Source organism: Micromonospora sp. L31 (assembly GCF_052068075.1).
In the GTDB taxonomy this organism is placed as follows: Bacteria; Actinomycetota; Actinomycetes; order Mycobacteriales; family Micromonosporaceae; genus Micromonospora; species Micromonospora purpureochromogenes.
Map to the genome: position 1 here is coordinate 457,608 of NZ_JBQHDC010000005.1, position 16,870 is coordinate 474,477.

Below are 16,870 nucleotides of genomic sequence, written 5' to 3' on the forward strand. Positions count from 1 at the left end.
CATCGTCGATCTACACTCCGCTGAACAAGGCCAGCTCACCGACGTCACTAATGCGGAGGCAACCGTCCCGACGGGTGGAGGGGTTGGTGGAGTATCACATCAAGCTACGCGACGTACGGGACGTGGAGCAGCTCCGCCAGAAGGTCCAGCTCTGGGAGGACCTCGGGGTGGCCGGTGTCACCGTCTCCGACCATCTCTACACCACCCGTGGAGGCGACGGGAGAGGGCCCGCGCAGCGCCGACACGACCCGTATGTGCTGCTGGGGGCGGTCGGTGCCCTGTCCTCGCGCCTCAGCCTCGCGGTCCTCGTCGCCAACTCGTCCTACAGCAATCCGTACCTCACGATCCGTCACTTCGTGGAACTCGCTCGACTTTACGGCGGTCGACGGGTCTACGCGGGGCTCGGCGCCGGTTGGAACGCCGAGGAGTTCGACGCGCTGGGCATGGACATGCCGCCGCACGCGGAAAGAGTCGAACGGCTCGCCCAGACGGCCGCCGCAGCTCGGTCGCTCTTCGACACCGGCGTCGCCTCGCTCGACGGAAGTGTGCTGACGCTTCGACACGCCCCGCTCAGCCCGAGCGTGGCGGAGCCGCCACGCCTTGCCGTCGGTGGCGGCTCCTTCGCCGTCATTCGAGTGGCCGCCGGGTACGCCGACCACCTCGACTTCGACGCGCCGTCACACCGTCTGCCACTGACCCGATCCCTCGATGGCGCCACGACCCGCGCTCGTGATCTGCGCAGACGGATGCTGACCACGTTCGACGATCTCGTGACGATGCGCCGATACCTCCACCAGCAACTGGACGCGAACGGTCGAACACCCGGCGCCGTGACCACATCGATCAACATCACCGCACTGCGGATCCAGGACAGGAACCCGGCCGACTGGCTCACGGCGTTGAACGACACATACTCGCTGCGCCTGCACGAGGGACACATCGCGGAGGCATGTACTTCGAGCCCGTTCTTCCTGCTGGGTCCGGCAACCGCGATAAGGGAGCGGCTCGCCCGGCACGCCGCGGAGTTGGGCGTGAAGTTCGTCGTGCTGCCCGACAGCCCGGACACCGAGCGCCTGTTGCGACTAATGGCATGAGCAGGACCAATCACGTTCCGCAGGGGTGGAAGGAGCGCAGGATGGTCGATCACATCCGGATGGCGGTGGCCGGCGTGGGGAACAACGTCTCGGCCTTGTTGCAGGGCATCGAGTACTACCGGCACAAGATGGGCGACCCGTCGCTCGTGGGAGTCCCCCACCCCCGGCTCAATGGGTTCGGCGTCGAGGAGATCCGGTGTGTCGCCGCGTTCGACGTGGATCCGGCGAAGATCGGGCACCCGCTGACCGAGGCGATCCACGGCAGCACCAACAATTTTCCCCACATCGTCGACGCGATCAGCGAGTCGGTCACCGTCGAGGACGGTATCCGCGGCGACGCGATGCACCCGTCTCACGTCGAGCAGGTCGTCCGGCGCCTCCATGACACGGCGGCTGAGGTGCTGCTGCTCTCGCTGCCCACCAGCCGACCCACCGCCGCGCTCGCCTACGCCGAGGCCGCGCTCTCGGCCGGCGTCGCCGTCGTCAACTGCTCGGCCGACTCCGTCGCCCGGGATCCGGCCCTGTTGCGTCGCTTCACGTCAGCGTCTCTGCCGCTGCTGGGCGACGACCTGGCCAGCCAGTTCGGCTCGTCGCTCATTCACCGTGCGCTGCTCGACCTGCTCAGCCGCCGAGGCCTGCACATCGACGGCACCTACCAGGTGAACCTCGGGGGAAACGAGGACTTCCGCAACCTCCGCGACTCCGGGGCGCCGAAGCTGACCTCGAAGTTGAACGTTCTCTCCACCGTTCCGGGCATCGCGTCGCTGTCGGTGATCCCGTCCGGAGGTCACGTCCCGTTCCTCATGGACCGGAAGGTCGCCCATATCAGCATCGAGGGTCGCGGCTGGGCGGGCGCCAGGGTGGCGGTGGAGGTACGCCTGGAAGTGCAGGACTCGAGCAACGCCGCGGGCGTGATCATCGACCTGGTACGGATAGCGGCCGAGGGACGCCGACGGGCGGTCGGCGGCTTTCTCGGCGAGGCGGCCGCACTGCTCAAGTCTCCGCCCCTCGACGGAAACGGATCCGGACGGTAGGGATCGGCGGCCGAGCAGCGCGGCGAAGGGGCACCGGTGAAGGTGACTGACGATCCGGAGGCGCGTGGTGCCTGAATTGACGGCCGTGGACTGCTCGATCGGCGAAGGCGGCGGTGGTGCCCTGCGCGCCGCCCTACCGTTGGCGGTCCTGACGGGCCGGCCTCTTCATCTCGTGAAGGTCAGAGCCGGCAGGCCCGATCGCTCTCGTGGAGTCGGCTGGACGCACAAGAGTTACATCGACGCGGTGTGCCGCTGGACCTCGAGTACGGCGGGCTACGAGATGGGCCGGACGGAGTTGACGTTCCATCCGGGCGGCATACCGGCGGGCGATGTGCAGGTCGATCTGGACGACCCGGACGGAACGTTCGGCGCCAACAGCGTGTCCGGGCGGCGGAACTACGCGGAAGCAAGCGACCGGTTCGCGGAGAACATCGACAACGTCGGCGGAAGAGGCCTCATGGGCAACGCTGTGAGTGTCTTCTTCGTCGGGCTCCTCCCGCTGCTCTACGCCGCGCCCGCAAGTGCTTCGATCGAGGTGTCGGGAGGGACCGAGACGCTCGGGGCCCCGTTCGTCGACGCGGTCCGCGACATCCTTTACCCGGCGGCCAACGAACTGACGGGTAGGGATGTCCACCTCAGCGTCGAGCGGCGAGGGTGCATCGGCCGCGGTGGGGGTTTCGCCATGGCGGCCCACCGTACCGACCGACTTCGTGATCCCACCCAGCGGCTGCCCGCCCGGGAGGCATCCGTGAGCCGGGACATCTCCGCGCGGTTCTACGTCTTCGGTGCTCGCCGATGGCGGGACTCGATCGCCGAAGAGGCATTGCGCCTCACTGCGCAGCTCAGCTCGCGGCTCTCCCGGAGGGTGTCGCCGGAGTTCGAGATGGTGCCCTACCCGGTCAACCGGGTCCAGGCCATGTTCCTCATCGGCACGGGTGGTTACTCGCGGGACGTCAGTTTCTGCTTCGAGGAAGCGGGCCGAGGTGTCTTCGACGTCGAGACGGTACTGGATCGACTCCGTCCCGAGCTGGAACTGTCCGGCTGCACCAGTCGGTTCATCGCTGAGCAGTTGCTGCCGTTGATGTGCACAAGGCCGGGAACGTCGCGGATCACCACCGAACGCCTCACCCCTCATCTGCGTACGGTGGTAGGTCTGGCGCGCAGCATCACGGGCAGGAAGATCGACTTCACGCCGTCCGACCGTGGGATCGCCATCGTGGTCTCCTAGCCGGTCAGCTCCCGCTCACCAGGCTCGTTCAGGACCCCGAAGAGCTCACGGAGACCGGCGCGCTGAGTCCGCCCTCGTTCCCGCTGCGATCCAGGCCGGACACGCAGTAGGAGAGCGGGCGGTCCACGGGGGCGGTGCGGTCGACCCAGCCGGTCCCCCGGGCGGTGCCGACGAGCCGGGCCGCGTCGCCGTCCACCCGGTAGACGGCGAAGCTCGCGGCACCGTCTCCGCGCCAGGTCAGCGCCACCCCGCCGGCGTCGCGCCGCGCGCCGGTGATCGCGGGTACGGCGGGCGCCGCCGCCGGTAGCTGCGCCATCGCGGGCACCAGCGCCGGGCCGGCGTAGTGCGCTGCGCTGTAGCGGCTGACCGCGCCGAGCTTGTCGGCGCGCACCTGGCGGGCGCTGAAGTGCACGCTTCCGCTCACCCCGTGCCGGCGGTTGAGGGCGAGCTGGCGGTCCAGCTCGGCCGGGTCGCGCCAGGCGCCGCGCTCCCCCACCCGGTAGTCGGCCTGGCCGATGTAGAGCTGCACCCGGGTGGCCTTCACCGTGGCCGCCCACCACGGCAGCAGCTTGGCGTAGTCGGCCCGGTCGAAGCCGATGTGCCAGTAGAGCTGCGGCACCACGTAGTCGAGCCACTGCTCCCGCACCCAGAGCCGGGTGTCGGCGTAGATGTCGTCGTAGCTCTGCAGACCGGCGGTCGGTGAGCCGGCCGGGTCGGTGCGCTTGTTGCGCCAGATACCGAACGGGCTGATGCCGAACTTGACCCACGGCTTGATCGCCTTGATCCGCTCGCTCATCTCGCGCACCAGCGTGTTCACGTTGTCCCTGCGCCAGGCGTGCTTGTCCGCGAACCGCCGGCCGTACCGGGCGAACGCCGCGTCGTCCGGGAAGTCCTGCCCGGCCTCCGGGTACGGGTAGAAGAAGTCGTCGAAGTGCACGCCGTCGACGTCGTAGCGCTGGACCGCCTCCAGCATCGAGTCCTCGACGAACGTGCGCGCCTCCGGGATGCCCGGGTTGAAGTAGAGGCGACTGCCCGGCCGGTCGGCGCTGGGATAGGTCACCACCCAGTCGGGGTGCCGCCGCAGCGGGTGCGTCGGCGCCAGCTGGTCCAGCCGGGGGCCCGGCCCACCGACGGTGGCCGGCTGCCCGCCCCGGTACGGGTTGAACCAGGCGTGGAACTCCAGGTTGCGGGCGTGCGCCTCGCTGACCATGAACTCCATCGGGTCCCAGCCCGGATCGCGACCGTCGCGGCGTCCGGTCAGCCACTCCGACCAGGGCGCGTACTTCGACGGCCAGAGGGCGTCCCCGCTGGGCCGCACGTGCACGAAGACGGCGTTGTGGTTGCGCCGCACGGCCAGGTCGAGCCAGCCCCGGAACTCCGCCCGCGCCGCCTCGGCCGGCAACCCCCGCCGGCTCGGCCAGTCGATGTTGTTCACCGTCGTGATCCACATGCCGCGCAACTCGCGCGGCGCCCGCGCCGCCCGGCCGACGCAGCTGGAGGCGGCGGGCGCCGGGCCGAGGGCGGCCACGGCGCCGCGATCGTCGTCGACGACCCGCTCTCGCACAGACCAGGCGCCGACCGCGACCGCCAGGGCGAGCGCGGCGACGACGGCGATGAGGACGCGGGTACGACGGCGGTGAGCGGGCGGATCGGCGGCGGGCATTGCCCCAGTCTGCCCAGTGCCGCCCCGCCGGGTGAACCGGGTGGAGGGTTACTTAACGGTCAGCTAAGGCCGGTGGGTCCACCGCGAGTCGGCCCGGAGGGTTCCGGCGTCACCTCGCCACGCTGCTACCTGACCACAATTCCGGTGGCGGTCCGGGACCGGCCGTTGCGAGACTCTGCTCTGTGCGAGAGCCGGACCGTTTCCGCGCCGCCGTCGGCACGTGGGCGGCCGGCGGCACGGACGCCGTGGCGGCGGCCGCGGTGGCCCGCGAACTGGCCGAGGACGGCCTGGCAACGGTCGTCCTCGTCGAAGGGGTCAGCGACCGGAGCGCGGTGGAGGCGCTGGCCGTCCGGCGCAACCGGGATCTGGCCGGCGAGGGCGTGTGCGTCCTGCCGATCGGCGGCGCGATGAGCGTCGGTCGGTTCCTGCGGCTCTTCGGCGCGCAGGGGCTCGCCGTGACCATCCGGGGGCTCTGCGACGAGGCCGAAGAGGGCTACTTCCGGCGCGGGTTGGAGCAGGCCGGCCTCGGTAGCGGCCTGACCCGCTCCGGAATGGAGGCGTTGGGCTTCTACGTGTGCGTCGCCGACCTGGAGGACGAGCTGATCCGCGCGCTGGGCACGGCCGGGGTCGAGCGGGTCCTGGCGGCCGAACAGGATCTGGCCCGCTTCCGGGTCTTCCAGAACCAGCCCGCGCAGCGGGGACGCGCGATCGAGCGGCAACTGCGCCGGTTCATGGGTACGACCAGCGGTCGCAAGGCCCGGTACGCCCGCGCGCTCGTCGACGCCCTCGACCCGAACCAGGTACCCCGGCCGCTGGATCACCTACTCCCGTCCCACTCCTGACCCCCGATCCGGCCCGCCTGCGCGGTGCACGCCCCCGAGGGACGTCCCTCAGCGCAGCCGCCGGGCGGCGAACCTGGCGGGTGGCGCGGCGATCGCGTCCTGGGCCGCGATCAACTGGATCTCCCGGGTGCCCGCCGCGAGGGTCGCCTCCAGTACGGCGAAGACGGAGGCGATGGTGCGTTCCAGCGCCGTGGCGGGCGAACCGGTCGTCCACAGGTGCGCGAGGTACAGCGCCGCGGTGACGTCGCCGCCGCCGTTGGGGCTGATCGGCAGCAGCGGGGTGGTCACCGCCCAGGCGCCCTCGTCGGAGACGGCCACCACCTCCAGCGACCCCACCGGCACGTCGCCGTGGAGCACGCTGGTGACCAGGACGTGCCGCGGTCCCGTCTCGCGTACCACGTCGACCGCGTCCAACAGCTCCGCCAGAGAGTTGGTCGCCCGGCCGGCGAGGAAGTCCAGCTCGAACTGGTTCGGGGTGATGATGTCCGCGCGCGGGACGACGGTGTCCCGCAGGTACTCCGGAATGCCCGGCCGGACGAACATCCCGCGGCCGGCGTCGCCCATCACCGGATCGCAGCAGTACACCGCGTCCGGGTTGGCGGCCTTGACCTTGTCGACCGCGTCGAGGATCACGGCACCCATCGCCGGGTCACCCTGGTAGCCCGACAGCACCGCGTCGGCGGTGCCGAGGACCCCGCGGTCGCCGATACCCGCGATCACCTCGGCCACGTCGGCCGGCGCCAGCAGCGGCCCGCGCCACGCGCCGTACCCGGTGTGGTTGGAGAAGTGGACCGTCACCACCGGCCACACCTCGTGCCCGAGGCGCTGCAGGGGGAAGGCGGCCGCGGAGTTGCCGACGTGGCCGTAGGCGACCGAGGACTGGATGGACAGGATCTTCACCGGCTCATCATGGCGCTTCCCGCCGGCACCGCGCGTACGGCCCGCCGTTCCTGTCGGGTGACCCACTCCGGGCCGGCGTGCCTTCAGGACACCGACCGTCGGAGCCTGTCGGGGTCGGGCGCTGGCTAGCGGACCTTACGCGTCGATCGCACCACGATGTCGTCGTACTCGGGGTGCTTGCCCAGCCACTCGGCGAGGAACGGGCAGATCGGCACCACCGTCCGGCCCCTGGCCCGCGCGTCGTCCATCACCGCGCGAGCGAGGGTCGATCCGACGCCCCTGCCCTCGAACTGCGGATCGACCTCGGTGTGCGTGTAGGCGATGATGGTGCCGGTCAACTGGTAGGTGACCACCCCGGCCAGCGCACCCGACTCGTCCCGCGCCTCGAACCGCTCCCGCTCCGGCGCGTCATTCACGGTGAACTCCACCCCACCATCGAAGCACGCCTGCCCGCGGAACCGGGTGTGAGGCCGGCAACGCTCCCGGGCACCGCGGCCCGGACGAACCGGGTCGTCGGTGCTGGCTCACCGGGGCGTCAGTCGGCGACCGAGGTGACGGTGGAGCTGTGTGCGCTGCCACGACCACCGCTTCCGGCGCCAGGCCGGCGAGCCGGGCCGGCCGCACGACGACGAGCAGCACCGCCATCGCCGCCACCATGCCACCGGCGACGACGAGGGCCATGGCCACCGCGCCGGTGCCCAGCACGCCCACCAGGGGCGCGGCCACCGCGCCGACGCCGAACTGCACGGCGCCGAGCAGGGCGGAGGCGGTACCGGCCGCTTCCCCGTGCCGGGACAGGGCCAGGGCCGGCGCGTTCGGCATCGCCAGGCCGGCCGCAGCGAGCACCACCCACAACGACACCAGCAGGCTCGGCAGCCCGCCGAGGCCGGTCACGGCGAAGGCGAGCAGCGCCAGTCCGGCCACGGTTCCCACGCCGAGGGCGACGACGAGGATCCGCTGCGGCGAGTGGCGGCGCAGCAGCCGTACGTTGAACTGGGTCGCCGCGATCAGTCCGACCGCGCCCGCGCCGAAGGCCAGCCCGAACTGCTGCTCGTCCAGCCCGTACTGCTGTTGCAGGACGAACGAGGAGCCGGCGACGTAGGCGAACAACGCCGCCATGGCCAGCCCGGCGACCAGCACCAGACCCACGAACGTCCGGTCCCGCAGCAGCCCGCCGTACACGGTGAGCGTCGCGACCACCCCGCCGCGCCGGCGGCGCTCGGCCGGCAGCGTCTCGCGGAGGCCGAGCGCGGCGACCACGACCAGCAGCACACCGAAGGCGGCCAGGGCCACGAACACGCCACGCCAGTCGGTCCAGCGCAGCAACCCGCCACCGAGGGTCGGCGCGAGGATCGGCGCCGCCCCCATGACCAGCAGCAGCCGGGAGAGCAGCTTGGCGAAGGCCGCGCCGTCGAACAGGTCGCGCACCACGGCCATCGCGACGACCGAGGCGGCCGCGACGCCGAGGCCCTGCACCACCCGCAGGCCACCGAGAACCGCGACGTTCGGTGCGACGACGCAGAGCACCGACGCCACGACGTGCAGCGCGATGCCGGCGATCAGCGGCGCGCGTCGGCCGACGGCGTCGGACAGCGGGCCGATCAGCAACTGGCCGACGGCGAGGCCCGCCAGCGTGCCGGTGAGGGTCAGTTGGACCGCCGCCGGCGTCGTCCGGAAATCGGCGACGATCGCGGGCAGCGCGGGCAGGTACATGTCGATGGTCAGCGGACCCACCGCGATCAGCGACCCGAGCACCAGGACGAGCCGCAGGCGTTGTCGGGGGGTCATCAGGTCGCCCGGTGTCAGCGGGCCCGCCCGCCGCTGCGGGGCGTCGACGGTCATCGGGTCGTCTCCGATCGGCCGTCACGGAGCCGGGCCGGGTGCGGGGCAGGAGTCACACCTGATTCCAAATCCCGATCCGGTGATCTGATTCCCCGTCGCCCAACAGGTAACGCAGGTCACAGCCGGGCGACGGCGGCCAACCGGCGATCCGGCAGCGGATTCCGGAGGGTCAGGCCAGGTTGGCCCGCCTCGCCGCCTGGCGCCGCAGTTCGTGGCGGGCCAGGGCGTTCTTGTGCACCTCGTCGGGTCCGTCGGCGAAGCGCAGGGTGCGGATGCGGGCGTAGGCGCCCGCCAGCGGGAAGTCCTGGGAGAGGCCGGCGGCGCCGTGCACCTGGATCGCCTTGTCCAGGATCCACAGGACGGTCTCGGGGGTGGCGATCTTGATCGCCTGGATCTCGGTGTGCGCGCCCTTGTTGCCGACGGTGTCCATCAGCCAGGCCGTCTTGAGCACCAGCAGTCGCAGCTGCTCGATCCGCACCCGGGACTCGGCGATCCAGTCGCGGATCACCCCCTGCTCGGCCAGCGGCCTGCCGAACGCGGTCCGCTGCTCGGCGCGGGCGCACATCAGCTCGACGGCCTGCTCGGCGACGCCGATGGAGCGCATGCAGTGGTGGATGCGGCCGGGGCCGAGCCGGGCCTGCGCGATCGCGAAGCCGTCGCCTTCGCCGCCGATCAGGTTCTCCACCGGCACGCGTACGTCGTGGAACTCCAGCTCGGCGTGCCCGCCGTGGTCGTGGTCGTCGTACCCGAACACCTCCATGCCGCGCTTGATCACCAGGCCCGGGGTGTCCCGTGGGACCAGCACCATGGACTGCTGACGGTGCCGCTCGGCGTCCGGGTCGGTCTTGCCCATGACGATGAGGATCCGGGCGTTCGGGTTCATCGCGCCGGTGATCCACCACTTGCGGCCGTTGATCACGTACTGGTCACCGGACCGCTCGATCCGGGTCGAGATGTTCGTCGCGTCCGAGGACGCCACGTCCGGCTCGGTCATGGCGAACGACGACCGGATCCGACCCTCCAGCAGCGGCTCCAACCACTGCTTGCGCTGCTGCTCGGTGCCGAACATCGCCAGCACCTCCATGTTGCCGGTGTCCGGGGCGGCGCAGTTCAGGGCGGCGGGCGCCAGGTGGCTACGTCCGGTGATCTCCGCCAGCGGGGCGTACTGCAGGTTGGTCAGGCCGGCTCCGTGCGTACCCGGCAGGAAGAGGTTCCACAGCCCGCGCTTCCGCGCGGCGGCGCGCAGCTCCGCGAGCACCGGCACCGCGTCCCAGGCCCAGCGGTTGCCGAGTTGCCCGAGTTGCTCGTGGAAGGCGTGCTCGGCCGGGTAGACGTGGCTGTCCATGAAGTCCAGGAGGTTGTCCCGCAGCCCCTCGGTCCTCGGGTCCAGGGCGAAGTCCATCAGTGCTCCTTGAGGTAGGTCAGGCCCGCGTCGAGCAGCAGCTCGGTGACCTCGCCGAGGCGCTCGAAGCCGGAGCCGACGGTCTGGCCGCGCAGGTGCCGGTAGTGGATGCCCTCGAGGATCGCGGCCAGCTTGAAGGCCGCCAGCCCGAGGTGGAAGCCGAGTGGCGGGAGGGGGCGGGTGCTGCTCGCCGCGTACCGGTCGAGGATCTCGTCCTCGGTCAGGAAGCCGGGCGCGGACGAGGCGTCGGCGACGGCCACTCCGACGAGCCGCCCGAGGCGCTGGTAGAGCACCAGCAGCGCCAGGTCGGTGAGCGGGTCGCCGAGGGTGGCCATCTCCCAGTCGATGACGGCCGCGAGGCGGTCGCGGTCGTCGGTGAGGACGTTGTCGAGGCGGTAGTCGCCGTGCACGATGCCCGGCGTCGACTCGCTCGGCACGCCGGACGCCAGGCGGGCGTGCAGCTCGTCGGCGGCCGGCAGGTCCCGGCAGTACGACGCGTCGAGCTGCTTCTTCCAGCGACTCACCTGCCGAGCCAGGAAGCCGTCCGCCCGGCCGAAGTCGGCCAGCCCCACGGCCACCGGGTCGACCGCGTGCAGCGCGGCCAGGGTGTCGACCAGCCGGGTCGAGATGACCCGGGTACGTTCCGGGCCGAGCCGCTCGAGCTCGGCCGCGTGCCGGTACGCCGTACCGTCGACCCGCTCCATCACGTAGAACGGGGCGCCCAGCACGTCGGCGTCGGAACAGAGCGCGTACGTCTTCGGCACCGGCACGTCGGTCGTCCACAGCGCCGACATGACGCGGTACTCCCGGCTCATGTCGTGCGCGGTGGCCAGCACGTGCCCCAGCGGCGGCCGCCGGACGATCCAGGTCCGCCGCCCGTCACCGACCTCGTAGGTGAGGTTGGACTTGCCGCCGGCGACCAGCCGGGCGGTGAGCTCCCCGGCCGCCTCGGGAACCGCGGCGGCGAACCAGTCGGCGAGTCGGGCCAGGTCGAGGCCCGGCGGGCCGAGCCGCTCGTCGGCGGTCACGGCACCAGGATGCTGACGGTCTCGACCACGCACGCCGGCTTCTCGGCGCCGGCCAGCTCGACGGTCACCTTCGCCGTGAGCTGGTAGCCACCGCCGCCGGGCACCAACGACAGCAGCTCCACCCCGGCCCGCACCTGAGAGTCGACGGGGACCGGGGAGGGGAAGCGGAGCTTGTTGGCGCCGTAGTTCACGCCCATGCTGAGCCCCTCCACCTTGTACACCTGCCAGACCAGCATCGGCACCAGCGACAAGGTCAGGTATCCGTGCGCGATGGTGCCGCCGAACGGGCCGTGCGCCGCCTTCGCGGGGTCGACGTGGATCCACTGGCGGTCACCCGTCGCCTCGGCGAAGGCGTCGATCTGCTGCTGCGTGACGGTGTGCCAGTCGGAGTAGCCGAGGTGGCTGCCGACCGCCTGCTCCAGCTCATTGATGCCGTGGAAGACCTTCATCATCTCTCCTTTCCCGGTCAGGCCTTCGGCCCGCCGGCGACGTACAGCACCTGGCCGGACACGAAACCGGCTCCCTCGCTGGCGAAGAACGACACGGCGTGCGCGATGTCCTCGGGCGTGCCGGTACGGGCGACGGGGATCTGCGCCGCAGCGGCGTTCTTGAAGTCCTCGAAGGCCATGCCGACCCGCGCCGCGGTGGCGGCGGTCATCTCGGTCTCGATGAAGCCGGGGGCGATGGCGTTCGCCGTGACGCCGAACTTCCCGAGTTCCAGGGCGAGCGTCTTGGTGAAGCCCTGCAGGCCGGCCTTGGCGGCCGCGTAGTTGGCCTGACCCCGGTTGCCCAGGGCCGAGGTGCTGGACAGGTTGACGATCCGCCCCCAACCGGCCTTGGTCATGTAGCCCTGCACGGCACGGCTCATCAGGAACGAGCCACGCAGGTGCACGTTCAGGACCGCGTCCCAGTCGTCGGCGGTCATCTTGAACAGCAGGTTGTCGCGGGTGATACCGGCGTTGTTGACCAGCACGGTCGGCTCGCCCAGTTCCTCGACGACCCGGTCCACGGCGGCCTGCACCGCCTGCTCGTCGGCGACGTTGGCGCCGACGGCCAGGGCTCGGCCGCCGCCGGCCTGGATCTCCTCGACGACCGGCTTGCCCGCCGCTTCGTCCAGGTCGACGACGGCGACGGCGAAGCCGTCCCGGGCAAGGCGCGTGGCGACGGCGGCGCCGATGCCACGGGCCGCTCCGGTGACGACTGCGGTGCGGGTGACGGTCATGGGGTCAACTCCTCGGTGCGGGCGGGATGGGGCAGGTCGGCTCCGGGCCGCGGCCGTGGGAGGCCGTTGCGGCAGGCGGGAAGCAGCTCGGCGATCGCGGCCCGCGTGCTGTCGGCGTCGGTGTGCAGCAGCGTCCGCATGCCGACCGCGCGGGCGCCGAGCACGTTCGGTTCGGCGTCGTCGACGAAGAGCACCCGGTCGGCCGGCAGCCCGAGCCGCTCCAGGGTGAACGCGTAGATCGGCGCGAGCGGCTTGCGCAGGTTGACCTCGCCGGAGATGACGACGGGATCGAAGAGTCCGTCGATCAGCTCGCGCGGGTACGTGTTGCCCCAACTGTTGGAGAGCAGGCCGACGCGCACGCCGGCGTCGCGCAACTGCCGGGCCAGGTCGAACATCGCCGGGTCGGGGCGCATCCCGGCGAAGAGCCGGGCCAGGACGCCGACCGGATCGACCGCACGCCCGTCGAGCGTGGTGAGCTCGGCGGCGAGCAGCGCGTCGAACTCGTCGACGCTCAGCGCCCCGGTCTCCAGGCGGTGGACGGGGGTGCCGTCCGGGGCGGCGCGGGACAGCCAGGCCTTGAGCGTGCGCGAGAACGAGGCCGGGTCGATGCCGTCGGCGTGCAGCCACGCGGCGATCGAGTCCCGGACCGGTCCGGTGAGCACGCCGCCGTAGTCGAAGACCACGGCATCCACCTGGTTGGCGGTGCTCACGAGACGTACACCACCCGGCCGACGGTGACGCCGTCGGCGAGCTCCTGCACCCCGTCGGCCACCTCGTCGAGCGCGAGGCGTTGGCTGACCAGGGGTCGTACCGCACCCTGGGCGGCCAACGCGGTGAGGGCCCGATGGCATTCGGCCACGGCCGCCGGGTCGTAGCGGTGGTACAGACCCCAGTGCAGGCCGACGATCGAGTAGTTCTTCACCAGGGCGTGGTTGAGCGCGGCGGACTGGATCTGACCGCCGGCGAAGCCGACCACGAGGATCCGGCCCTCGAAGGCGACGCACTTGGTCGAACGCTGGTAGGTCTCGCCGCCGACCGGGTCGTAGACGACGTCGGCGCCCCGACCACCGGTCTCGGCCTTGACCACCTCGACGAAGTCCTCTTCCCGGCGGTCCACGACCACGTCGGCGCCGAGCGCCCGGGCCACTGCCGCCTTCTCCGGACCGCCCACGACGCCGATCACCCGGGCGCCGGCCGCCTTGCCCAGCTGGACGGCGGCGCTGCCGACGCCGCCGGCCGCGGCGTGCACCAGCAGCGTCTCGCCCGCGCGCAGCCCGACCCGCCGGTGCAGGCCGAACCAGCCCGTCTGGTACCCGATGTAGAGCGAGGCCGCCTCGGCGTCGTCGAGCTGCGCGGGCGCGGGGAAGGTGGCCGCCGCAGCCAGCAGGGCGAACTCCGCGAACCCGCCGTACGGCAGCGTCGCGCCACCGAGCACCCGGTCGCCGACGGCGAACCCGTCGACACCTTCGCCGAGCGCGACGACCTCGCCACACAGCTCGACCCCCGGGGTGAACGGAAGCTCCGGCTTGACCTGGTACTCGCCACGGCACATCAGGACGTCCGGGAAGTTGGCCGGAGCGGCCAGCACCCGCACCACGAGCTGCCCGGGGCCCGGCTCCGGCTCGGCCACGTCGACGAGCCGCAGCACGTCGCGGGGCTCACCGAGCTCGGCGACCCGCCATGCCTTCATCGGGCTGCCCCCTGGTCCTCGAGTCGTCGCTGGAGCTTGTTCATCCCGTTGAGCCAGCGATCGGTGTCGGTGGCGCGGTGTGCGTAGTAGGTGGCCACCTGGGGATGCGGCAGGACGAGGAACCGGTCGTCGTGGAGGGCCTGCCACGTCGCCTCGGCGACGTCCTCGGGGGTGAGCGCCGCATCGTGGCTGAGCAACTCCTGCAACGGCCGGGCGTTGTCGAGCATCCGGGTCCGCACCCCCTGCGGACAGATCGCCTGCACCACGACGCCACGGTGCCGGTAGGTCAACGACAGCCATTCGGCGAACGCCACGACGGCGTGCTTGCTGACCGAATACGTCGGGCTCCCGATCATCGTGAGCAGCCCGGCCGCCGACGCGGTCACCACGAACCGACCCGAGCCGCGCTCGACCCAGCCGGGGACCAGCAGTCGCGCGGCCCGTACGTGCGCCAGGACGTTCACCTCGTGGCTGGCCGCCCAGTCCTCCTCGGTGGCCAGCAGCCCGTTGCCGCGGTCGATTCCGGCGTTCCCGACCCAGACGTCGATGCTGCCCAGGTGACCTCGGGCCGCCTCGACCAGCGCGGTAACCCCCTGCTCGGTGGCGGCGTCGCCGGGGGCGGGGCAGCCACCGATCTCCTCGGCCACCCGGACGGCCGCCTCGGCGTCGAGGTCGTTGACGACGACCCGCGCGCCCTCAGCGGCGAGTCGGGTGGCGAGCGCGCGACCGATGCCGTGGCCGGCGCCGGTGACGACCACGCCCTTGTCCCGTACCGGCATCACACACCTCCGGTCAGGGTGACGCCGCCGTCGACCACCAGCAGCTGACCGGTCATCCAGGCGGCGTCCGCGGAGAGCAGGAACGCGACGACGCTCCCGATGTCGTCGGGGACGCCGAGCCGCTTGAGCGGGTACGCCGCGGCCACCTGCTCCTCCCGACCCTCGTACAGGGCGGTGGCGAACTTCGTCTTCACCACGGCCGGGGCCACCGCGTTCACCCGGATGTCCGGGCCGAGCTCGACGGCGAGCTGCTGGGTGAGGTGGGTGAGCATCGCCTTGCTGGCCCCGTAGAAGCCGATGCCGGGCGCGGGCCGCAGGCCGGCGACCGAGGAGACGTTGACCACGGCGCCGCCGTGCTCCTTCATCCAGCCCCGATAGGCCTGCTGCACCCAGGACAGGGCGGCGAGGCAGTTCACCTCGAAGATCTTGCGGGCCGCGGCCAGGTCCAGCTCGACCATCGGGCCGTACGTCGGGTTGATGCCGGTGTTGTTGACCAGCAGATCGACGCCGCCGAAGGTGTCGACCGCGCGCGCGACGACCTCGGCCTGGTGGTCGGCGTGGCCGGCGATGCCGAGCGCGTGCTCCGGGCCCAGCTGGGCGACGGCCTGGTCGAGCGCCTCCTGTTTCCGGGCGGTGATGACGACCTTGGCGCCCTCGGCCACCAGTCGCTCGGCGATCGCCAGGCCGATGCCCCGGCTGGCACCGGTCACGATCGCCGTTCGTCCGGTGAATCTCGTGGACGTCGCTGCAGCTTGGGACACGGGCCTCCCCTTCAGGGTTACTAAGCGCTTGCTTACGTTAGGCTCGATGAAGTGTGCGACGCCGCAGCGGCTGCCGTCAACAGGTCCGGCCCGGTGGTCGACATCCGGCCGGCCCACCGGGCGTTGTGGTATCAATGCCGGCCAGGCAGAAGGAAGGATGGACGCGGGTTGACCTACACCGCCGATCACTCTCGCGCCGACGCGACCCGCGCCCGGCTGCTCGAGGCGGCCGTCGACGCGTTCGCCGAGCGAGGCTTCCACGGCACGACGACACGCGACATCGCCGCCGCGGCCGGGCTGAGCCCGGCCGCGCTCTACGTGCACCACAAATCCAAGGAGGAGCTGCTCTACCTGATCGCACGATCAGGACACGACCATGTGCTGCGCCTGGTGCAGGAGGCGATCGCGTCGTCCGACGACCCGGCCACGGCGCTGCGGCGGGCGGTCCACGACTTCGTCGTCTCGCACGCCCGCGACCACACCCGCACCCGGGTCGTGAACTACGAGCTGGCCGCACTGAGCCCCGAGCATCTCGCCGAGATCCGTGCCGTGCGCCACCGGATCGAGCAGGCGTTCCGCCAGCTCGTGGAGGCGGGCGTCGCCGCCGGTGTCTTCGACACCCCCGATCCGCGCATCGCCGGGGCGGCCCTGCTGTCCCTCGGCGTCGACCTCGGCCGGTGGTACCGCGACGACGGCGGCTGGAGCCCCGAGTACATCGCCACCCAGTACGCCGAGGTGGCGCTCCGTATCGTCGGGGCCCGCTGAACGACACAGCGGGGCGATCGGGCCCCGGACCACGACCAGCTGGTCGTTACTGGGAAGCCGCCCGTCGGCTCAGGTGCCCACCTTTCCCAGGGCCTCGGCGAGCTGCTTGAGGTCGAGGCCCGCCAGGTGGTCGAGGAAGTGCCGGCGTACGGCGGCCAGGTTGGTGGGCCAGGCCTGCGTCAGGCGGGCCAGGCCGGCGTCGGTGAGGACGGCGTTCCAGCCGCGGGCGTCCTGCGCGCACCTGACCCGCTGGACGTACCCCTGCCGTTCCAGCCGCTGCACGACGCGGCTCATGCCGCTGAGCGACATCTCGCAGGCGGCGGCCAGCTCGCTCATGCGCAGTCGCCGGTCGGGCGCCTCCGAGAGATGCATCAGGGTCTCGTACTCGATGCTGGGCAGTCCCTGCTCGCGTACGAGGTCGGCGTCGATGGCGCGGGGCAGGGCGTGAATGATCCGCGGGAGGGCCCGGACGACGGCCTCTTCGTCCGCGTTGAGAGGTTGCGGCCCTTTCGGGGCCGGTGGCGACTTCGGTGTGACGGTGGACATGCCCCCAGCATACTTGCTTGACGGAGCAATTACCCGCGCTATGGTTGCTTCGCGAAGCAAGGACATCCGGAGGG

Annotated in this window: 18 protein-coding genes; 5 read left to right on the forward strand and 13 right to left on the reverse strand. The window is 71.6% G+C overall.

Translation table 11 applies throughout. From position 1 onward, the window contains the following. Positions 1 to 86: 86 nt before the first annotated feature. The 3 genes from ACTMS9_RS17160 to ACTMS9_RS17170 all read left to right on the forward strand — a co-directional run bounded on the left by ACTMS9_RS17160 (position 87) and on the right by ACTMS9_RS17170 (position 3,356). A complete protein-coding gene (locus ACTMS9_RS17160) occupies positions 87 to 1,094 on the forward strand; it encodes an LLM class flavin-dependent oxidoreductase (protein ID WP_441165434.1) in 1,008 nt (335 codons plus the stop codon). A gap of 41 nt (positions 1,095 to 1,135) precedes the next feature. Next, positions 1,136 to 2,128, forward strand: a complete 993-nt coding sequence (locus tag ACTMS9_RS17165; protein WP_441165435.1) for an inositol-3-phosphate synthase — start codon at positions 1,136 to 1,138, stop codon at positions 2,126 to 2,128. An 85-nt stretch (positions 2,129 to 2,213) separates the two neighbouring features. Continuing rightward, positions 2,214 to 3,356 (forward strand): RNA 3'-terminal phosphate cyclase, encoded by a 1,143-nt coding sequence (locus tag ACTMS9_RS17170; RefSeq protein ID WP_441165476.1) that lies wholly within the window; start codon positions 2,214 to 2,216, stop codon positions 3,354 to 3,356. A 28-nt stretch (positions 3,357 to 3,384) separates the two neighbouring features. On the opposite strand, the gene ACTMS9_RS17175 is transcribed toward ACTMS9_RS17170, so the two are convergent. Then, complete coding sequence (locus ACTMS9_RS17175) at positions 3,385 to 5,019, reverse strand: family 10 glycosylhydrolase (RefSeq protein ID WP_441165436.1); 1,635 nt, start codon at positions 5,017 to 5,019, stop codon at positions 3,385 to 3,387. A gap of 182 nt (positions 5,020 to 5,201) precedes the next feature. Here ACTMS9_RS17175 and ACTMS9_RS17180 point away from each other — a divergent pair, with 182 nt between their 5' ends. Next, positions 5,202 to 5,861 carry a TOPRIM nucleotidyl transferase/hydrolase domain-containing protein gene (locus ACTMS9_RS17180; RefSeq protein ID WP_441147776.1) on the forward strand — a complete coding sequence of 220 codons (660 nt, stop codon included), beginning with the start codon at positions 5,202 to 5,204 and terminating at the stop codon, positions 5,859 to 5,861. A 48-nt stretch (positions 5,862 to 5,909) separates the two neighbouring features. Here ACTMS9_RS17180 and pdxY read toward each other — a convergent pair whose 3' ends face one another. The 11 genes from pdxY to ACTMS9_RS17235 all read right to left on the reverse strand — a co-directional run bounded on the left by pdxY (position 5,910) and on the right by ACTMS9_RS17235 (position 15,485). Beyond that, entirely contained in the window at positions 5,910 to 6,761 is an 852-nt protein-coding gene (gene pdxY, locus ACTMS9_RS17185) for a pyridoxal kinase PdxY (RefSeq protein WP_441165437.1), read from the reverse strand. Positions 6,762 to 6,886: 125 nt separating this feature from the next. After that, a complete protein-coding gene (locus ACTMS9_RS17190; protein WP_441165438.1) occupies positions 6,887 to 7,177 on the reverse strand; it encodes a GNAT family N-acetyltransferase in 291 nt (96 codons plus the stop codon). Beyond that, the gene (locus ACTMS9_RS17195) at positions 7,170 to 8,603 is read right to left on the reverse strand and encodes a multidrug effflux MFS transporter (protein WP_441165439.1); all 1,434 of its coding nucleotides are present in this window, start codon (positions 8,601 to 8,603) and stop codon (positions 7,170 to 7,172) included. Before ACTMS9_RS17195 ends, ACTMS9_RS17190 begins: the two co-directional genes overlap by 8 nt. A gap of 169 nt (positions 8,604 to 8,772) precedes the next feature. Further along, positions 8,773 to 10,005 (reverse strand): acyl-CoA dehydrogenase family protein, encoded by a 1,233-nt coding sequence (locus tag ACTMS9_RS17200; protein ID WP_441165440.1) that lies wholly within the window; start codon positions 10,003 to 10,005, stop codon positions 8,773 to 8,775. Further along, entirely contained in the window at positions 10,005 to 11,033 is a 1,029-nt protein-coding gene (locus tag ACTMS9_RS17205) for a phosphotransferase family protein (RefSeq protein ID WP_441165441.1), read from the reverse strand. The genes ACTMS9_RS17200 and ACTMS9_RS17205 overlap by 1 nt, the downstream gene beginning before the upstream one ends. Beyond that, positions 11,030 to 11,482, reverse strand: coding sequence for a MaoC family dehydratase (locus ACTMS9_RS17210; RefSeq protein ID WP_441165442.1), 453 nt, complete (start codon positions 11,480 to 11,482; stop codon positions 11,030 to 11,032). Before ACTMS9_RS17210 ends, ACTMS9_RS17205 begins: the two co-directional genes overlap by 4 nt. Positions 11,483 to 11,499: 17 nt before the next feature. After that, complete coding sequence (gene fabG / locus ACTMS9_RS17215; RefSeq protein ID WP_441147762.1) at positions 11,500 to 12,255, reverse strand: 3-oxoacyl-ACP reductase FabG; 756 nt, start codon at positions 12,253 to 12,255, stop codon at positions 11,500 to 11,502. Continuing rightward, entirely contained in the window at positions 12,252 to 12,965 is a 714-nt protein-coding gene (locus ACTMS9_RS17220) for an HAD family hydrolase (protein ID WP_441165443.1), read from the reverse strand. The genes fabG and ACTMS9_RS17220 overlap by 4 nt, the downstream gene beginning before the upstream one ends. Beyond that, positions 12,962 to 13,945, reverse strand: coding sequence for an NADPH:quinone oxidoreductase family protein (locus ACTMS9_RS17225; protein WP_441147759.1), 984 nt, complete (start codon positions 13,943 to 13,945; stop codon positions 12,962 to 12,964). Before ACTMS9_RS17225 ends, ACTMS9_RS17220 begins: the two co-directional genes overlap by 4 nt. Beyond that, a complete protein-coding gene (locus ACTMS9_RS17230; protein WP_441147757.1) occupies positions 13,942 to 14,724 on the reverse strand; it encodes an SDR family oxidoreductase in 783 nt (260 codons plus the stop codon). The genes ACTMS9_RS17225 and ACTMS9_RS17230 overlap by 4 nt, the downstream gene beginning before the upstream one ends. Then, on the reverse strand, positions 14,724 to 15,485 hold the full coding sequence (locus ACTMS9_RS17235) for an SDR family oxidoreductase (RefSeq protein WP_441165444.1): 762 nt from the start codon (positions 15,483 to 15,485) through the stop codon (positions 14,724 to 14,726). Before ACTMS9_RS17235 ends, ACTMS9_RS17230 begins: the two co-directional genes overlap by 1 nt. 168 nt (positions 15,486 to 15,653) lie before the next feature. On the opposite strand from ACTMS9_RS17235, the gene ACTMS9_RS17240 reads away from it, so the two are divergent. Then, positions 15,654 to 16,250 (forward strand): TetR family transcriptional regulator, encoded by a 597-nt coding sequence (locus tag ACTMS9_RS17240; RefSeq protein WP_441147753.1) that lies wholly within the window; start codon positions 15,654 to 15,656, stop codon positions 16,248 to 16,250. 69 nt (positions 16,251 to 16,319) lie between these two features. Here the strand turns inward: ACTMS9_RS17240 and ACTMS9_RS17245 are convergent, their stop codons facing one another. Beyond that, on the reverse strand, positions 16,320 to 16,796 hold the full coding sequence (locus tag ACTMS9_RS17245; protein ID WP_441165445.1) for a MarR family winged helix-turn-helix transcriptional regulator: 477 nt from the start codon (positions 16,794 to 16,796) through the stop codon (positions 16,320 to 16,322). Positions 16,797 to 16,870 lie beyond the last annotated feature (74 nt).